Raw genomic sequence first — 17,099 nt, forward strand, 5'->3', positions numbered from 1 at the left:
GGTCACTCATTGACGAGTGACCCGGATCTGCAGGGTCTGGCGATCGCTCTGAGAACTGCGGCCTCCCTGCAACTGGGTACCCAGGCTGCTCCCTTGCCCGGCCGAATTGGTGGATAACTCCCCTACAGTCAGCCACTGACCCGGGGCGCCGCTCACCTCGGTGGCATTCTGCCCCGTGGTGACGGTGCCCTGCTCCAGCCTGGCCTGCTCGCTGCTGAGCGCTATCTGCACCCTGTCCCCTATCAGGGTGGCGGTGGCGTAGAGACCGTTGATGAGCGGCATCAAGCCCACCACCTGACCACCGCGCCACTGATAGAAAGTGACCGGCTGGTAGGAGCCCATCTGCAGCAACACGGGCCGCCCCGACAGGCCGCGCACCTGCCAGCTGTCGTTCTGGCTGCGTTGGTATTGCCGGGCATTGCCCTCAAGCAGCCATTGCCGTTTGGCCCCATCACCACCGATACCCGCCTCTATCTGCTGACCGCTTGAAGCACCATCCACCCGCCATTCGACAAGCAGGCTCTGGGGCGGCTGGTTGAGTTTGGCCAGGGTCGCTTCGGCCTCCTGCAACTTGGCCGCACTGCCGCTCAGCACCAGCTGGTTGCCCATGGCACTCACCCCGAGGTCCGGGTAGATCTCCTTGAGGGTTTGCACCATGGCCTCGGCCTCGAATACCGGGATCACCTTGACCTCGGCCCGCAGCGGCAGGCACCAGAGCCCGCACAACCACAAGATCCCGCTCCAACGCCACCTTTTCATCTCTCTCTCCTGTCCGGGAGCCCGGCTCACCGTCTCTGCCAGTCTGGCTATCACCATCATGATCCATCTGCCTCGCTTTTCAATGACTTTGCACCCCAGGAGCAATGGCGGCATGGGCCGGAGCGACCCCCTTGACGGCCTGCGAGCGAAAAGGACGGAGATAGATCAAATAACACAAATAAAAATGATTACCATTTGTTGTCACGTAAAAATCGCTCGGATACAATTCGGACTCATTTTTTCGAGCCCACTTCTGATGAAGCCAGCAAATGCCGTCACCACTACCCCTGCTGCCATCCATCTGGCAATGCTGATCAACATGCTCTCCATGGGCAGCATGATGATGGTGATGCCCCTTGGGCCGGATCTGGTCATCAGCCTCGGCATGCAACCGGAGCAAACCGGTTATTTCAGCGGTGGCGCCACCCTGGGCGCGGCCCTGATGGGCCTCATCGCCGCTCCCTGGCTCGATAGCGTCAACCGCAAACCCGCCCTGCTGGTGCTGCTGACCCTGCGCTTCTTGCTGCTGATGGCTTGCGCCCTGGTCCAGAACAGCCAGCAGCTGCTGATGCTGTTCATACTGTCGGGCTGCGTGGCCGGGCCTCTTTCTGCCATCCTGATGGCCGCCGTGCTGGACCTGGTCCCCCCGGCCGAGCGGGGCCGCCGCCTCGCCTATGTGGGGATGGCGTTCTCGCTGGCCGCCATCCTGATAGTGCCTATTGCCCTCATCCTGGCCCAGTGGCTCGGCTGGCAGAGCCCCTTCCTGCTGTTCGGTGCTGGCGGCCTGCTGCTGGCCCTGCTGTGCGCCCTGCTGCTGCCCTCCCTGCCGGTCACCCGTTCTCCCCAGGGTAGCGGGCTGCGCCAGCTGCTGGGATCGCCGCTCTGCCAGGGCGCCCTGCTCATTCTCTCTTTGCAGATGTTCGGTCATTTCCTGCTGATCCCGCATTTTGCCAACTACTTCCAGTTCAACCTCGCCTTCCCCCGCGAGCAGATCGCCGCCCTCTACCTGTGTGGCGGCCTCGCCAGCATGGCGACCATGCGGCTGTGCGGTGGCTGGATCGATCAGGGCCGGGCGCTGGCCGCCATCCTGATCACCAGCCTGTTGTTGGCCCTGATCACCCTGCTCGGCTTCGCCGCCCCCGTTGGCGTGCCCGTCTATCTGTTGTTTACCCTCTTCATGGCGCTGAGCTCGGCACGATCCAGCACCACACTCGCCATCACGGCAGCCATTCCGGCCCCCCATCAGCGCGCCGCCTTCATGTCTTTTCAGGGCACAGTGACCAATGTGGCGGCGGGTCTCGGCAGCCTGATCTCGGCCAGGTATCTCTTCTCGGACAGCACTGGTGCCCTGCACGGCTTTGCAGGGCTTGCCTGGATCAATATTGCCTGCAGCCTGCTGGCCTGTGGTGGCGTCTGGCTCCTGCTCAAGGGACTGGCGCAGACAAGGAATAACAATAACCCCGCGTCTGGTACGGCCAGACAGGGAAGTCAGTGAGCCACCGGCCCCAGAGCCGGACCCCATAACCTCTGTTTTATTCATGGAGTTTTGACTATGCAGTTGCAGCCTGGCGTATTTCGCTTGAACCCGATTTTGCTCTCCCTCGGTCTGTTTGCCCTGCCGGGCCTGGCCCAGGCCGAGTTGCCCAAAGCCAACGAGACCATGGTGGTCACCGCCACCCAGACCAAGCACACGGAACTGTCCGCCCCGGCCAGCGTCTCTGTTGTGACCCGCGCCGATCTGGACAAGATGAACGCCAACAACATAGGCGATGCCCTCAAGCATGTCCCGGGTGTCAACATCATAGGCACCAACCCCACAGGTCGCAGCGAGATTAAGATCCGCGGCATGGGCGGCGACTACACACTGCTGCTGATCAACGGCAAACGGGTCAACGCCCGCGAGACCCTGGGCAGCTCCTTTGGCAATGACTTCGACTTGAGCTCCATCCCCATGGCGGCCATAGAGCGCATCGAAGTGATCCGTGGCCCCGTCTCCTCCCTGTACGGTGCCGATGCCTTGGGCGGCGTGGTCAACGTGATCCTGCGCCAGGCCAAGGAGAAGACGGAAGCGGCCTTCGGCTACACCCACTCCATGCCCACCAAGGGCGACGGTGGCGATGCCAACCAGGGCAGCGCCTTTGTCTCCGGTGCCCTCATCGACAACAAGCTGCTGGGCAGCGTGGTGGTGGAAGGCTACCAGCGTGACCGCTGGCACAGCGATCAGTCCAACAACCTGGATGCCGATGCGCTGGAAAAACGGGAAGTGGTCAATGTGCTCTCCAGCCTGAAATGGCTGGTCAGTGACAACCAGGACATCGATTTCGATCTGGGCTACAACCAGAACGACATGGACAGCTACTTCAACAACGTGCCCCGTGCCCCGACCGCACCGGCCACCCCGCACAACGTGCAAAAACTCGATCGCCTGAGCCTGGGGCTGACCCACAACGGCCGTTGGGAACACTTCGACAGCCGCGCCCGCTACTACTTCGAGCAGACGGATCTGATGGATGACTCCCAGCTCAATGGCGGCGCCGCCGATGTCACCCAGACCAACCACACTGTCGATGGCCAGCTGAGCGGCTATCTGGGGGATCACCTGCTGACCTCGGGTGCCGAGATGCGCAAGACCGAGCTGGAGCACAGCCGCAGCATCACCAACGGCAGCGTGGATGCGAGCCAGAGCGCCCTCTATCTGCAGGACGAATTCAGCCTGGGGGATCTGGCGCTGACCCTCTCCGGCCGCCTCGACCACCACGAAACCTATGGCAACGAGTTCAGCCCGCGCGCCTATGCGCTCTACAAGCTGAGCGACGAGTGGGTGATCAAGGGTGGCGCCGGCAAGGCGTTCAAGGCACCTACCCTGGCCCAGTCCAGCGAAGGCTTCGCCACCACCGCCTGCCGTGGTGCCTGCAAGGTAGTCGGCAACCCGAACCTGAAACCGGAAACCGCCGTCAGCTATGAGCTGGGCACCGCCTACGAGAGTGAGCGTTTCGGCGCAGGTGTGACCGGCTTCCACAACGACATCGAAGATCTGATCCAGAGCGATCAGTGGGGTCCGGGCTACCGTCCGACCGTCATGACCTACCTCAACGTCAAGAAGGCACGGGTGAAAGGGCTGGAGCTGACCGGCTGGGTCGATGTACTGGACAACGTCAAGCTGACCGGTAACTGGAGCCTGCTGGATTCCCAAGACAAGAGCACGGGCGACGATCTGGCCAAGACCCCGGATCACACCGGCAACCTCAGCCTGGATTGGCAAGCCACCGAGATCGTCAGTACCAACCTGGCCTGGCAATACGTGGGCAGCCAGTTCATCAAGGTGCCGATGCACAACTCCCAGGCGCTCAAGTCCAAGCACTATCAGACCCTGGACCTCAACACCAACTGGAAAGTCACGCCGGCGCTCGACTTCAAACTCGGCATCACCAACCTGACCAACACCCAGCGTGACCAGGTCGCCACCGACGCCGACTTCATTCTGGAAGGTCGCACCGTCTATGCCGGGGTGAATTACAAGCTGTAATCCCCTGTTCGGGAGCCCAAGCGGGCTCCCTTTTTCCATTTTTATCGCCTCGACAATAAGGAGTATCCGGGTGCTCAGACACCAAACACAGCTGTTCTGGCTGGGAGTTGTTCTCCTGTTCATGCTGATCTGTCTGTCACTGGCCACGGGTGCCGGTGTCTATGGTGGCCGCGAGGTCGCCGGATTTCTGCTGGGCGATCCAGTCCTCATGGCCGACGAAAAGCTCGCCATGATCATTCATACCCTGCGTCTGCCCCGCACCCTGTGTGCCCTGGTGGTGGGCGTCTGTCTCGCGCTGGCGGCTTCCATGCTGCAAAGCGCCACCCGCAATCCACTGGCCGAGCCCGGCCTGCTCGGCGTCAACGCCGGCGCCGTCTTCGCCCTGGTGATAGGGCTGACCTATTTTGGCGTTGAATCGGCCTACGGTTATCTGCTCTGGTCCGGCATGGGTGCCCTGCTTGGCAACCTCATAGTTCTGGGCCTGGGCCTGATGGTGGGTCGCTCCAATCCGCTCAAGCTCATCCTGGTGGGGGTCGCCCTCTCCGCCACCTTTGGCGGCCTCTCCAACTTCCTGCTGCTCTCCAACAAGGTGGTGCTGGAGCAGTTCCGCTTCTGGAACCTGGGGTCTCTGGCGGCCTCGGATCTCGACGCCGTGCTCACTGTGGTGCCCTTCGCCCTGGCCGGTCTGCTGCTGACCCTGGCGCTCTGCCGTCAGCTCACCCTGATGCAGATGGGAGACAACCAGGCCCAGGCCCTCGGCATACGACCGACCCGGGTGCGGATCGGTGTGCTGCTGGCCGCCACCCTGTTTACCGCCTGCGCCATCGCCATCGCCGGCCCCATCGGCTTCGTCGGCTTTCTGGCCGCCTACTGCGCCCGTCTGGTGGAGCCGGTGCGCCTCGCCATCCAGGTGCGTTTCTCCGCCCTTTTTGGTGTGCTGTTCCTGCTGGGGGCCGACATACTGGCCCGCTGGCTGATCCAGCCGTTCGAGCTGCCCAACGGCGTGATCCTGGCGCTGATCGGCGCCCCCGTGCTCATCATGGTGGTACGCAGCGGCGGCTTCCGCTCCCTGCTGGCCGTCAAATAAGGTCACCCTGCCTCATGAACAATCCAATGAACACATCGCTGAACGCTTCACTCCCCTCCGGCACCCTCTGCCTGCGACTGGGTGAACGCACCCTGCTGCTGCACCGCCGCGCCTGGCTTATCACCCTGGGCTTGGTGATCGTACTGGCGTTGCTCTCCCTGCTGGCGCTGACCCTGGGCTCAAGCAAACTCACCATGCTGGGGGTAGTGCAAACCCTGCTTGGCGAGGGGAGCCGACTCGATGAGGTGACTGTCTTCAAGATCAGGCTGCCGCGCATCGTCGCCGTCTTGGTGGCAGGCGCCGCCATGGGCCTCTCCGGCTGCCTGGTGCAGACCCTCATTCGCAACCGCCTCGCCACCCCGGACATGATAGGGGTCAACGAGGGGGCGTCGCTGGCCATCATCGCCTTCTCCCTCTACCTCACTCTGGGCAGCTGGCCCTGGTGGGCCGCGCCCCTTGGCGCCCTGTTTGCCGCCGTCGTGCTCTATGCCCTGTGCAACAAGCCGGGGGAACAAGGCTATCTGTTCGTGGTAATCGGTATCGGCGTCTCCGAGCTGATGAACGCCATCGGTCAGTTCGTCATGTCCACCCAGTCGCTGGTGCACCTCACCAGCCTCTACCTGTGGAACATGGGCAACTTCGTCGGCCAGGGCTACGGCACAGTGGTGCCTGTGGGGATCCTGATCCTGCTGGTCTGCCCCTGGATCATTTATCTCTCCCGCGCCCTGGGCGTGCTGCGTCTGGGCCCTGTCACAGCACAGAGCCTGGGGGTGAACGTCAACCGGGTGCAGCTCGGCGTGCTGGCCCAGGCCATCGTCGTGGCGGCCCTTGGCACCGCCATCGGCGGTCCTGTGGTGTTCATCGCCATGGCGGCCCCCATACTCGCCTCCTGGATGAGCCGGGATCGCATAGTGCCGCTGTGGATTGCCGCCCTGTGCGGCGCCCTGCTGCTGCTGGCAAGTGACACCCTGGTACGGGTACTGGCCAGCCCCCATGAGGTCGCCACCGGCATCATGACCCGTATTCTTGGCGGCATACTGCTGCTGTTTATTCTGATCAAAGACAGACAGAGAACCGACTGATGACCCTCACCCTAAATCGCCTCCACTTCGGCTATCAGCAAAAGCCCGTCTTCAACGACATCTCCTTCACCATTCCCAAGGGCAAGCTGGTCGGCATCGTCGGCCCCAATGGCGGCGGCAAATCCACCCTGCTCAAGCTGCTGGCCGGCCAGGAGCAGCCCCAATCCGGTGAGATACTGCTCAAGGGCAAACCGCTGGATAGTTACGGCATGAAGGCGCTGGCCCGGGAGCTTGCCTACCTGCCCCAGCGCCCTCTGGTGCCCGCCGGCATTCAGGTCGAGCAGCTGGTGCAGTACGGCCGCCACCCCCATCAGGGCTGGTTCAATCAGTGGAGTGAAGAGGATGCCCGCATGGTGCGCTGGGCCTGCGAGCGGATGCAGCTTGGCGACATCTTGCAACAGAGCGCCAGCTCCCTCTCCGGCGGCCAGGCCCAGCGAGTGTGGCTGGCCATGGTGCTGGCACAGGATGCGGACATCATCTTGCTGGATGAACCCACCAGTGCGCTGGATATCGGCCACCAGACCGAGGTGATGGAGGCCATCCACCAGATCACCGCCGAGGGTAAGACGGTGCTCATTGTCATCCACGATCTCGCCACCGCCGCCCGCTACTGCGACGAGCTGATCGCCATCGGCGAGGGCAAGATCCAGGCCATGGGCCCGGCTCGCGAGGTGGTGACCAAGCCCCTCATCGACCGCCTCTACCAGACGGACGTGGACATACTGCACGCTCCCGGCGATGGTGCCCCCATCATAGTGCCGCGCCGCCGCCCACAGGCCTTTGCCATGAAGCAGCAGGCCTGAACGCAGGATCAAAAAAACCGTCTGATGACGGTTTTTTTGATCCCGTGATGCTGGTCAGCAGGTGGCGCGGTAACGGCCAGCTCAGAGCAACAGCGTGGTCAGCACGCCCCCCGGCAAGCCTTGCCAGTGCAGGGTGCAGTGCCAGCCTGCGGGCAGATCCGGGGTCAGCGCGCTTTTTAGTTCGAGGGTGAGGGTCTGCTCCGTCATGGCCAGCCAACGGGCATCGAGAAAGTCAAAATAGCGCCCCACCCTGGGGTAGAGCGCCTTGAACAGGCTCTCCTTGGCGGAGAACACCAGGGTCAACCCCTGGGCCGGACCGAGCGGACAGCGCTGCAGCCGTCCCCACTCCTCATCATTCACAATGCCTGGCCAGAGATTGCACGCCTGCTCATCCTCCAGCCAGGCTTCCAGATCCAGCCCCATCCCTGCCTGGCCCGGACGCACCGCACACAAGGCCATGCCGCGCCCCTGCAACAGGCTGTGGCTGATGCTGCCCTCAAACCCCGCAGGCCAGCGCGGCTCGCGGGCCGATCCTATGGCCACCACATGCTCGCCAAGCCCAAAGCGGCGCAGAGCCTCACGGGCCGCCAACCGACCGGCCAGAAACTCTCCCAGCCGCTTGGGGGCCGCGCGCTGCAAGCTGTCGGGCAGCAGGATCCTGGCTTGCTCATAGCAGGCCGGAGTGAAGGCGGCGGGATCGAAGCAGACCCGCTGCAGCGCAATATGCGCCGCACCGGGCAGCGGCAGGCAGTCGGCATGCAGGATAAAACTGCCTCGGGATCCGGCAGCCAGGGAAGCGATTGGCATCGAAAAGGCCCTTGGTTCGAGAGCGGTCATGGTAGCAAATCACCCCCTCCCAATACCACAAACGCAAATGACAATTTTTATCATTTGAATTTGTGATAGCATAAGTCCGCCCGTTTGGGGCCCGGTTTTTCGCTGATTTCACCAAGAAGGATGTAACGATGAAGATCTCCTCCCCTCTGGCCGCCGCGCTCATGCTGGCCAGCCTGGTCGGTTTTCAGGCCCAGGCCAGCACCGAGACCCGTCAGGTGACCGATGCCGATGGCAAGACCCAGGTCGTGCCCGCCCAACCCAAGCGGGTGGTGGTGCTGAGCGAAATCGATCTGGATACGGCCCTGACTCTGGGGTTGCAGCCGGTCGGCACGGTCAACGGTCGTGGTCAGAGCACATTGCCCCGTTACCTGCTGAACAAGGCGGGCAAGGATATCGCCGTGGTCGGCGATCTGGACAACCCCAATCTGGAGCGGCTGATCGATCTGGAGCCGGATCTCATCCTGACCGGCCAGACCAAACCCGAGCTGCTGACCCTGCTGCAAGAGATAGCCCCCACCGTCGTCACCGGCAACTGGGGTGATTCCTGGAAGGAGATCTTCAATCGCAGCGCCCACGTGCTGAACCGGGATGCCGAGGGCAAGGCCTTCCTCGCCCAGTATGACGCCCGCCTGCAGGAGGCCCGCAGCAAGCTTGCCAAGCATCAGGGTGAGCGCCTGAGCATAGTGCGCTGGAACCCGAAGGGCCCGAGCTACATGCACAGCGGCACCTTCGCCAGCAGCGTGGTGGAAGAGATGGGGCTGGCCCGTCCTACCCACCAGATCGGCGACAAGACCCCCCACTCCCCGGCCCTGAGCTTCGAGTCCCTCAACCTGCTGGACGGTGACTGGCTGGTGATAGGCACCCTGAGCGCCAGCGGCGATGCGGTGGATGCCATGAAGCAGGCCGAGCAGACCCCGGCCTTCCAGCAACTGAACGCCATCAAGGGCAAGCGCTTTGGCGCCGTGGATGGCTCGCTGTGGACCTCCACCGGCGGCCCCCAGGCGGCCCTCAAGGTGATCGACGACGTCGAGCAGCTGCTCGCCAAACCAGACGCGGCCCCCATCACCCAATAAGCCAACACTCATATGGCAGCCAGAAAGAAGCCCGCATCATGCGGGCTTCTTTTTTATGGGCATTTGGCGCTTTCCGATCGCCCTATTCAGGCAGTGGCAGCGCTTTTCTGTCCAGTTTGCCGCTGCCTGTCTTGGGCAGGGCATCGAGCAGGATGATCCGCGCCGGTACCATGTAGTGCGGCAACGTGGCCTGCAGCCCCTTGCGCAGGGCGAGGCGATTGAGGATCACCCCGGCTTTGGCCTCCACATAGCCCACCAGCATGGCCTCGTCCCCCTCGCCGACCAGGCGCACCGCCGCCTCCTGCACCCCGGGTTGGCGGCGAAGGCCCGCCTCCACCTCCCCCAGTTCGATGCGAAAACCGCGCAGCTTGACCTGATCGTCCCGCCGCCCCAGATAGAGGAAGCGATCCGCCCCCAGTCGGCGCACCCGATCGCCGGTACGATAGAGCCGATGGGTATCGACCCTCAGGAAGGCGGCGCTCGTCAAGGCCGGCTTGCGCCAGTACCCCTCACACAGGGCCGGGCTCTCGATGCAAAGCTCTCCGCACTCCCCCTCAGATACCGGCACCCCCGCCTCGTCCAGCACCCAGTGGCGGTAGCCGGACAGGCTGTGGCTGATGGTGATCTGCCCCTCCGCCGGTGGCCAGCGCACCTCGCTCACCAGAGACCAGACGGTGGCCTCGGTCGGCCCGTAGCAGTTCCACAGCCGCTGGGTGCGACTGCAAAGCTGCTCGGCCAACCCAGAGTCCAGCGCCTCGCCGCCACACAGGGCGGTGAGGCGCTCGCGCCCCTGCCAGCCTGCTTTGAGCAGCATGCGCCAGCAGGCCGGGGTGGCCTGCAGGAAGTTGATGGAAGGATCCGCCTCGAGCAACGCCATCATTCCCAGGGGGTCCTTGTTGTGCTCGCCGCCGGCCACCGTCAGCCGGCCCCCGCCCCAAAGCGGGCCCAGCATCTCCAGCAAGGAGATGTCAAAGGCCGGGGTGGTGATGAAGAGCCAATGGCTGTTAGGTGATAGCCCGAGCCGCTCGCGGATCCCGTCGAGGAAGCAGAGCAGGGCCCGCCGGCTGATGACCACCCCCTTGGGCTCGCCGGTGGATCCCGAGGTGAACATCATGTAGGCCGCCAGCGCATCGTCCACGTTGGGCCACTGCACGGTCGCAGCCCCCGCGTGACCGATGCCGGCGAGGGAGCGCAGCGGACAGCCAAACGCGGGCACATTGCCATGTCCATCACAGATCACCGCCGAGAGCCGGGCCTGACGGGCGATACCCTGCAGCCGCTCCACCGGAAAATCCGGCTCGAGCGGCACAAAGGTGAGGCCGAGCCGCAGGCAGGCGAGCAGGCAGGCCACCAGATCCGGGCCTCGCGCCAGATAGAGGCCGACCCGCTCTCCCACCGCCAGCCCCTGCAGGCGGGCGGCGATCTGACCGACCCGCAGACTGAGCTCGCCATAGTTGAGCCAGGCGCCGGGGCCGGCCTCGCCCGTACCTTGCTCCCTCATGCCTTGCTCACTCATGCCTTGCTCACTAATACCGACCCCGCCCATGCTGATGGCGGGGGCCAGCGGCGTGGCGGCGAGGCAATCGGCCAGGCGCGAGCCCAGGGTCTGCTCGGCGGCTGTACGGCGTTGCAAGCTGTCCATCTCCCGGTTTGCTAGCGGTTTGACGCTCTCTTTTTCAACTTGGGGCTGGGCCGTCATAGCACCTCCTCGGGCAGCCGCACCAGCCAGTGCTGATAGAGCCGGCTGGGGGATGAATGGGCCTTGAGATCCCGCAGGGTGAGCGGCGCACGCTCGCCGGCAAAGGCGGCATTGAGAGCCGCCAGCAGGGCGAGCTGCTGCACCGAATCCACCCCGAGTTCACACAGGGTCTGTTGCCAGACGCCGGGCACGCCGCACTGGCGCTCCCACAGGGCCACCAGCGGACGGGCCGCGGGCGGGCAGGACTCAGCGACTGGCGCCGCGGCGCGCGCTGCCACGGGGGCAGGCAGGCTCATCTCATCGGGTCTGGCCGGCAGCGCAAGGTGCGCCCCCGCCAGCCAGCCGAGCTCGGTCAGCCAGGCGGCCAGCACGGCTTCGGCCTTCGCCATGGGGATCAGATCCCCGTCGAACTCAAAGCGCAGATTGAACTGACCGCCGCGGGCGTTCACCACCAGGGAGAGCGGAAGCTCTACCTTCTCCACCACGGCGCCAAAGCGCGGCACCAGCTGATGGGGTTCTGGCTCCTCCGGCAGCGCCGGCACAGGGTAGTTCTCGAACACGAACAGGCTCTGGAACAGGCGCGCCCTGCCCTGCGTCAGCGCGGCGAGCGACTGGGTGCCGTGCTCATTGAGGGCCATCAAATCCGACTGCAGCCGGGCGATATGCTCGGCCAGGGTCGCCTCGGTGCGCCAATCCAGGATAAGCGGCAGGCTGTTGATATAGAGGCCGACGCTCTGGGTGATCCCCTCGATGGGGAAATCCCGGCCCGGCGTCACGTTGCCCACCAGGGTGATGTCGTCGCCACAGCGGCGGGCCAACAGGCGATGCCAGGCATACTGGGCCAGCAAGCCCGTGGTCACCCCCAGCTCGCGAGCGCGGGCTTCCAGTTGAGCCGACACGTGCGGCGCCAAGGTCTTGCCGCACACCGCAGGCCTGTGCTGCGTCAGCTGCGGCTCCAGCGCCACCCCGAACAGACGGGAGAGATCGTTGGGTCGGGCCAGCTGCTCGGCGCGCCCCTGCCAGTAGGCCTCGCTGGCGCGGGTTTGGCTCGCGATATGGCGGCCAAATTCGAGCCAGGCCCCATCCGCTTCGGCTTGCGGCAGCAGGCCGTTCATCAGGGCTTGATAGCAGCGATGCAGGGCGCCCAGCAATACGGGGCCGCTCCAGCCATCCAGCACGCCATGGTGGGCACTGAAGATGACCTTGTGGTGATCGGGCGCCAGTTTGAAGCAGGCGACCCGCAGCAAGGGAGCTTGCTCGAGCGGGATCGGACGGGCCAGATCCTGCTGGCGATAGGCCGCGATGCGCGCCTCGGCCTGCTCATCCCCCACCAGATCCTGATAGTGGAATGGCAGCTCGGCATGGCGCAGGATGCGCTGCAGTGCCACCCCATCCGCCAGCACCAGCTCGCTGCGCAGGGCCGGCCATCGGGCGATCTGCGCCTGCCAGGCCTGGCGGTAGACCGCCAGGTCCAGTGGCTGGTGATACACCATTTCGGTCTGCAGATGGTAAGCCGTGTCACGGGGCGCCAGCGCCCTGTGATAGAGCATGCTCTGCTGCAAGGACGTCATGGGCAGCAGTGTCTCCACCTCGCGCCCGCTCAGCACCTGGTCTAGCGCCGCTTGCGAGAGGCCAAGCCCCGGGAAGTCGCTCGGGGTGTGGCGCGAGGCGCTCACCCCACAGCAGTGATCCACCAGGGCACGCAGGTTGGCCGCCAATCTCACCATCAGGGCGTCGCTCCCTTGCTGGTTGAGGGCGCCGACCTGGCGCAGGGTGAGGCAGCCGTCGTAGACGCCCCCGTGCAAACTGATAAGCTCCCGCGGCAGGTTGTCCGGTGAGGAGGGCGCTCCCGGCGCCATGGGCAGGGGCTGCCAGGGCTGACCTGCAGCGCCCTGATGGCTGACTCCCAGATAGTTGAAGACGATGAGGGCCTCGGGCAGTTCCCAGCCACGGGGATGGTGCAGACGAAGGGGGTTGAAGCCTACCCCCTTGCCCGGTACGGCCCGCAGCCGCTCCTTGGTGGCACACACCAGCGCATCCCACTCTGGCTCATCGGCCAGCGCCAGCGGATAGGTGCTGGTAAACCAGCCCAGGGTGCGGCTCACATCGAGTTCAGCATCGATGGCCTCACGGCCGTGCCCTTCCAGCATCACGCAGTGACGGCTGCCGTAGCCCAGCTGGCTCAAAGTGCGAGTCAGAGCGGCCAGCAGCAGGTCGGGCACCCGGGTGAAGAAGGCTTGATTGGCCTGGTCAATCAAGCGGGCCGTGGTCTCCTTGTCCAGTTGCAGCAAGCTGGCGGCGGCGCGGCCATCCTCTGCGTGCTGCGCTTCCAGCAGGCCTCGCTGGCTGCCCTCCCCCTGGGCCAGCCAGAACGCCAGTTGATCCTCTTCGCGCAGGGCGTAGGCGGCCAGCCCTTCACCCCACTGGCGGTAGCTGCTGCCCTTGGCGGGCAGGGGCTCGCCCCTGCTCACCCGGGCGAGATCCTCAGCCAGAATGCGCCAGGAGACGGCATCGATGACCAGATGGTGGAAGGCGAGGAAAAGCCCCTCCACCGGATCGACCTCGCCCTCGATGGCCAGGTTGCGCAGGCGGGCCCAGGCCAGGGTGTGGCCGCTGGCAGGATCCAGCCCCCCCTGCAGCTCGGTCAGGCGGGCCTGCAGCTCAGCCCCGCCGAGTGTTTCTGCATCCAGGGCCGGCAAGGGCGGCAGTGCCAGCTCGGCCAGATAGCGCTGGCCGGTCGGGGTCACCGCCAGACGCAGGGCATCGTGGTGCTGGCGCAGGGTAGTCAGCCAGCCATGCAAGGCAGCATCATCCACCCCGGCAGGCAGGCGCAGTATCACCCCCTGGTTCCAGTGGCCGGGCTTGGCGAAGCCCTGCTCGAAGAACCAGTGCTGGATGGGATGGAGCGGGAACTCCCCTGTCAGGTTGCCCTGTTCGGTCTGGTGGCTGACCGCCTGCTGCTGGCCGAGCTGGCGGCAGAGGCGGCGCACCGTCTTGGCCTCGAACACGTCCTTGACGCTGCAGTGCAGCCCCGCATCCCGCAGCCTTGTGGTGAGTTGGATGCTAAGGATGGAATCGCCGCCTAAGCGGAAGAAGTCATCCTCCACTCCGAGGGGCTGCTTGAGCACCCCCTGCCAAATGACGAGCACAGTCTGCTCCAGCTCGCTCTGTGGCTCGCGCTTGCTCTCCTGCCAGTCGATGGCAGGCAGGCGGCGCAGGTCCAGCTTGCCGTTGGGGGTGAGCGGCATCTCGGTGAGCCAACAGAGCCGCACCGGCACCATGTATTCGGGCAGGCATTCGCCGGCCCGTTGCAGCAGGGCCTCGCCGTCCGGCTCGCTCGCCCCCTCATGCAGGCAGGCATACGCCAGCAGGCGGCCATCTTGCACCACCACCTTGATCTGGCGGATGGCCGGGCACAGCGCGGCGACTTGCGTCTCTATCTCGCCGGGCTCGATGCGATAGCCGCGCAGCTTGATCTGCTCGTCAATCCGGCCCAGATATTGGATGTTGCCGTCGCGGCGCCTGAGCGCCCGATCGCCTGTGCGGTAGAGGCGATGGGTACAACCGTCGAGAGCCAGCTCGATAAAAGCCTCTTGGGTTCGCTCCGGCAGATTGAGGTAGCCACGAGCAAGACCCAGACCACTCAGGCAGAGCTCACCGGGCACCCCCACGGGGCAGAGGTTGCCCCCTTCGTCCAGGATCAGCGCTTTTAAATTGCTGATGGGCTGGCCTATGGTGATGGGCTGACCCGGCACCAGCCGCGCGCAGAGCGCCGTGACTGTGCACTCGGTCGGGCCGTACATGTTAAAGAGTGCTACCCGCTCCCCCCAGCGTTCCACCAGGCTGCTCGGGCAGGCTTCGCCGCCAAAGCCGATGGCCTTGAGGGAACCGAGATCGGTCGGTGGCAACAGGTTCGCCAGCAAGGCGGTCGGCAGTATCATATGGCTGGCGCCACAGTTGATCGCGACCGTGATGGCCTCCTCGCCCGGCTCGCCAAAGTGCAGGGCCGCGCCGCAGTAGAGCGGCAGCAGGGTTGTCATGTTGCCCGCATCGAACGACAGGGACATGCAGTTGAACATGGCGCCATTTTGATCAAGGGCGATGCGAACGCCGTGATCCGCCATCAGGTTGACCAGGCTGCCCTGCTCCACCATGACCCCCTTGGGCAGGCCAGTGCTGCCGGAGGTGTAGATGATCTGGGCCAGCATGGCGGCGTCCCGAGGCAGTGCGGGCGTGCTGGCTGGCATCTTGTCCAGCGCAAGCCCGTGCAGATCGTGATATTCGGCAGTCGTGCTCGCCAGCGCCTCGCCAAGCCGCGGGTCCGGCAAGCCGCCCAGCACCAGGCGGATGGATGCATCGCCTAAGATATGGGCCAGCCGCTCGGCGGGATAGGCGGGATCGAGCGGCACATAGGCCGCCCCCACCTTCCAGCAGGCGATCAGGGCGACCACGAAAGCCACATCCCGTTTGGCCTGGATGCCGATGGCGCTCCCCGGCTTCACGCCTCGGGCCAGCAGCCAGTGAGCCAGCCGGTTGGCGCGCGCCTCCAGCTCGCCGTAACTCAGGGCGCCTTCGCCATCACTCACCGCCAGCGCGTCGGGACGCTCCGCCGCGCGGCGCTCGATGTGGCAAAGCAGGGTGTCACGGCTGGGGTAGTCTCGCGGCAGGCTGGCGAGCTCGGCGGCCAGCGCGGCCTGGTCTGTGCCTGCCTCCAGCGGCAGCTGCCAGATGTCGGTCTCGGGGGCAGTCACCACGGCGCGCATCAGGTGCAGCAGACGATCGGCGTAAGACTGGATGGTCTCTCGCTCGAACAGGGCGGTGGCAAACAGCCAGTCCACCCTGACGGAATCCATCAACTCGGTCACCTTGACCGAGATGTCGGTCTTGGCGGGCAGCACCGGCGAGGTCTCCTCCACCAGCTGACAGCCGGGGATGAGATCGTTGAAATCCACCTTGGCCTGATAGACCAGCATGATCTGGAAGATGGGGTTGATGGCGGTGGTGCGATCGGCGCCTATGGCCTCGGCCAGCGCCTCGAAGCGGTAGAGCTGGTGATCGAAGGCCGCCAGATCCTCCTCCCGGCACTGCTGCAGGTAGTCGACAAAGCTGGGGCAACCGTCGAGCCGGGTGCGCAGCACCAGGGTATTGACGAAGAAGCCCACCAGGGACTCTATCTCGTGACGCTCGCGGTACGCCAACGGCGTGCCGATCACCACCTCCTTCTCGCCACTCTGACGCACCATCAGCAGGGCAAACAGAGCATGCAGGCCGATGAAGTTGGAGGTGTTGTGGCGCTGGCACAGCCGTTTGAAGCTCTCCCACAGGGTGTTGTCTATGGTGGAGAAGACCAGCTCGCCGCCACTGGCCTGATGGGCCGGCCGCGGCTTGTCGAGCGGCAGGCCGTGCACCTCGGGGCTGCCACCGAGGCGGTCAACCCAGAACGGCTTGAACTCGGCGTGATAGTCAAGAAAGCGCGGCGAATTGAACCAGTGGGCATAGTCAAGATAGGTGAGCGGCAACTCGGGCACGTTCAAGGGTTCACGGTTCTGATGGGCCAGGAAGGCGCGCTTCAAGTCGGCAAACATGTTCTTGACCGACCAGCCGTCCGAGACGATGTGGTGCTGGGTAATAAGCAGCACGTGCTCGCGCTCGCCGAGGCGAATCAGATGCACCCGGCTCAAGTCCCCTTTGGTTAGAGAGAAGGGGCGTCCTATCTCCTCACGCACCCGTCTGGCCACATAGGCCTCGCGCTCGGCTGCGGGTTGTTCGCTCACGTCCTCAATATGCAGCTTGAAGGGCGTGTGGGGCAGTATCTCCTGCGCCCCCCTGCCCGCCTCGTCCTTGACGAAACGGGTTCGCATGCTGGGGTGGCGGGCAAACAGGTGGTCGAAGGCAAATTCCAGAGCTCGGGTATCCAGCTCGCCGATCACTCGAAAGTAAACCGGCATATTGTAGAGATGGGAGGCCTCCTCATACTGCTCGATAAACCAGAGCCCGCTCTGGGAGGAGGAGAGCGGCCCGCTCTGAACACCTTGAGCGACAATGGGGGCCTCGAAGGCGGCGCGAGCCGCCAGGCAGCGCACCAGCTCATCCTTGTGCGCCTTGATTTGAGCGCCGATGGCGGGAGTCACCGCCTCCTTGCTTGACTGGGAAATTAGCTGCCCTTTCTCGTTGAGGGCCAGCCTGACACCTTGGCGTTCCAGCTGTTTTAGCAGCGCTATCATATTGTTCAT

The 17,099-nt window shown here is 64.7% G+C and carries 10 protein-coding genes; 6 read left to right on the top strand and 4 right to left on the bottom strand.

The features are described from left to right. Window positions 1–6 precede the first annotated feature (6 nt). Window positions 7–759: a hypothetical protein gene (locus AACX78_RS13850; RefSeq protein WP_159166554.1), complete on the bottom strand. Its 753-nt coding sequence runs from the start codon at window positions 757–759 to the stop codon at window positions 7–9. A 256-nt stretch (window positions 760–1,015) separates the two neighbouring features. Between AACX78_RS13850 and AACX78_RS13855 the strand changes: the two genes are divergently transcribed. The 5 genes from AACX78_RS13855 (at window position 1,016) to AACX78_RS13875 (ending at window position 7,257) form a co-directional block, all read left to right on the top strand. After that, window positions 1,016–2,254: a siderophore amonabactin export MFS transporter gene (locus AACX78_RS13855; RefSeq protein ID WP_159166555.1), complete on the top strand. Its 1,239-nt coding sequence runs from the start codon at window positions 1,016–1,018 to the stop codon at window positions 2,252–2,254. Window positions 2,255–2,311: 57 nt separating this feature from the next. Continuing rightward, window positions 2,312–4,285, top strand: a complete 1,974-nt coding sequence (locus AACX78_RS13860) for a siderophore amonabactin TonB-dependent receptor (RefSeq protein ID WP_059168040.1) — start codon at window positions 2,312–2,314, stop codon at window positions 4,283–4,285. A gap of 70 nt (window positions 4,286–4,355) precedes the next feature. Continuing rightward, window positions 4,356–5,372, top strand: a complete 1,017-nt coding sequence (locus tag AACX78_RS13865) for an amonabactin ABC transporter permease subunit 2 (RefSeq protein WP_021139150.1) — start codon at window positions 4,356–4,358, stop codon at window positions 5,370–5,372. Between the two features lie 14 nt (window positions 5,373–5,386). After that, complete coding sequence (locus tag AACX78_RS13870; RefSeq protein WP_159166556.1) at window positions 5,387–6,454, top strand: amonabactin ABC transporter permease subunit 1; 1,068 nt, start codon at window positions 5,387–5,389, stop codon at window positions 6,452–6,454. Then, the gene (locus AACX78_RS13875; protein ID WP_159166557.1) at window positions 6,454–7,257 is read left to right on the top strand and encodes an amonabactin ABC transporter ATP-binding protein; all 804 of its coding nucleotides are present in this window, start codon (window positions 6,454–6,456) and stop codon (window positions 7,255–7,257) included. The genes AACX78_RS13870 and AACX78_RS13875 overlap by 1 nt, the downstream gene beginning before the upstream one ends. Before the next feature lie 81 nt (window positions 7,258–7,338). Here the strand turns inward: AACX78_RS13875 and amoD are convergent, their stop codons facing one another. Next, a complete protein-coding gene (gene amoD / locus AACX78_RS13880) occupies window positions 7,339–8,064 on the bottom strand; it encodes an amonabactin biosynthesis phosphopantetheinyl transferase AmoD (RefSeq protein WP_159166558.1) in 726 nt (241 codons plus the stop codon). A 158-nt stretch (window positions 8,065–8,222) separates the two neighbouring features. On the opposite strand from amoD, the gene AACX78_RS13885 reads away from it, so the two are divergent. Continuing rightward, a complete protein-coding gene (locus AACX78_RS13885) occupies window positions 8,223–9,167 on the top strand; it encodes an amonabactin ABC transporter substrate-binding protein (RefSeq protein ID WP_159166559.1) in 945 nt (314 codons plus the stop codon). Window positions 9,168–9,249: 82 nt separating this feature from the next. Here AACX78_RS13885 and amoH read toward each other — a convergent pair whose 3' ends face one another. Both amoH and amoG read right to left on the bottom strand, forming a co-directional pair. After that, window positions 9,250–10,866, bottom strand: a complete 1,617-nt coding sequence (gene amoH / locus AACX78_RS13890) for an amonabactin biosynthesis glycine adenylation protein AmoH (RefSeq protein WP_159166560.1) — start codon at window positions 10,864–10,866, stop codon at window positions 9,250–9,252. Then, window positions 10,863–17,099, bottom strand: coding sequence for an amonabactin biosynthesis non-ribosomal peptide synthetase AmoG (gene amoG / locus AACX78_RS13895; protein WP_159166561.1), 6,237 nt, complete (start codon window positions 17,097–17,099; stop codon window positions 10,863–10,865). The genes amoH and amoG overlap by 4 nt, the downstream gene beginning before the upstream one ends.

This window comes from Aeromonas sp. 9A (assembly GCF_963900955.1).
Lineage (GTDB): Bacteria > Pseudomonadota > Gammaproteobacteria > Enterobacterales > Aeromonadaceae > Aeromonas > Aeromonas salmonicida.

What these genes read in the sequence shown, in the direction of transcription:
- amoH (WP_159166560.1), bottom strand. Translation starts at nt 10,866, where the DNA reads ATGACGGCCCAGCCCCAAGTTGAAAAAGAGAGCGTCAAACCGCTAGCA.
- amoD (WP_159166558.1), bottom strand. Translation starts at nt 8,064, where the DNA reads ATGCCAATCGCTTCCCTGGCTGCCGGATCCCGAGGCAGTTTTATCCTG.
- AACX78_RS13885 (WP_159166559.1), top strand. Translation starts at nt 8,223, where the DNA reads ATGAAGATCTCCTCCCCTCTGGCCGCCGCGCTCATGCTGGCCAGCCTG.
- AACX78_RS13870 (WP_159166556.1), top strand. Translation starts at nt 5,387, where the DNA reads ATGAACAATCCAATGAACACATCGCTGAACGCTTCACTCCCCTCCGGC.
- AACX78_RS13860 (WP_059168040.1), top strand. Translation starts at nt 2,312, where the DNA reads ATGCAGTTGCAGCCTGGCGTATTTCGCTTGAACCCGATTTTGCTCTCC.
- AACX78_RS13850 (WP_159166554.1), bottom strand. Translation starts at nt 759, where the DNA reads ATGAAAAGGTGGCGTTGGAGCGGGATCTTGTGGTTGTGCGGGCTCTGG.
- AACX78_RS13855 (WP_159166555.1), top strand. Translation starts at nt 1,016, where the DNA reads ATGAAGCCAGCAAATGCCGTCACCACTACCCCTGCTGCCATCCATCTG.
- amoG (WP_159166561.1), bottom strand. Translation starts at nt 17,099, where the DNA reads ATGAACAATATGATAGCGCTGCTAAAACAGCTGGAACGCCAAGGTGTC.
- AACX78_RS13875 (WP_159166557.1), top strand. Translation starts at nt 6,454, where the DNA reads ATGACCCTCACCCTAAATCGCCTCCACTTCGGCTATCAGCAAAAGCCC.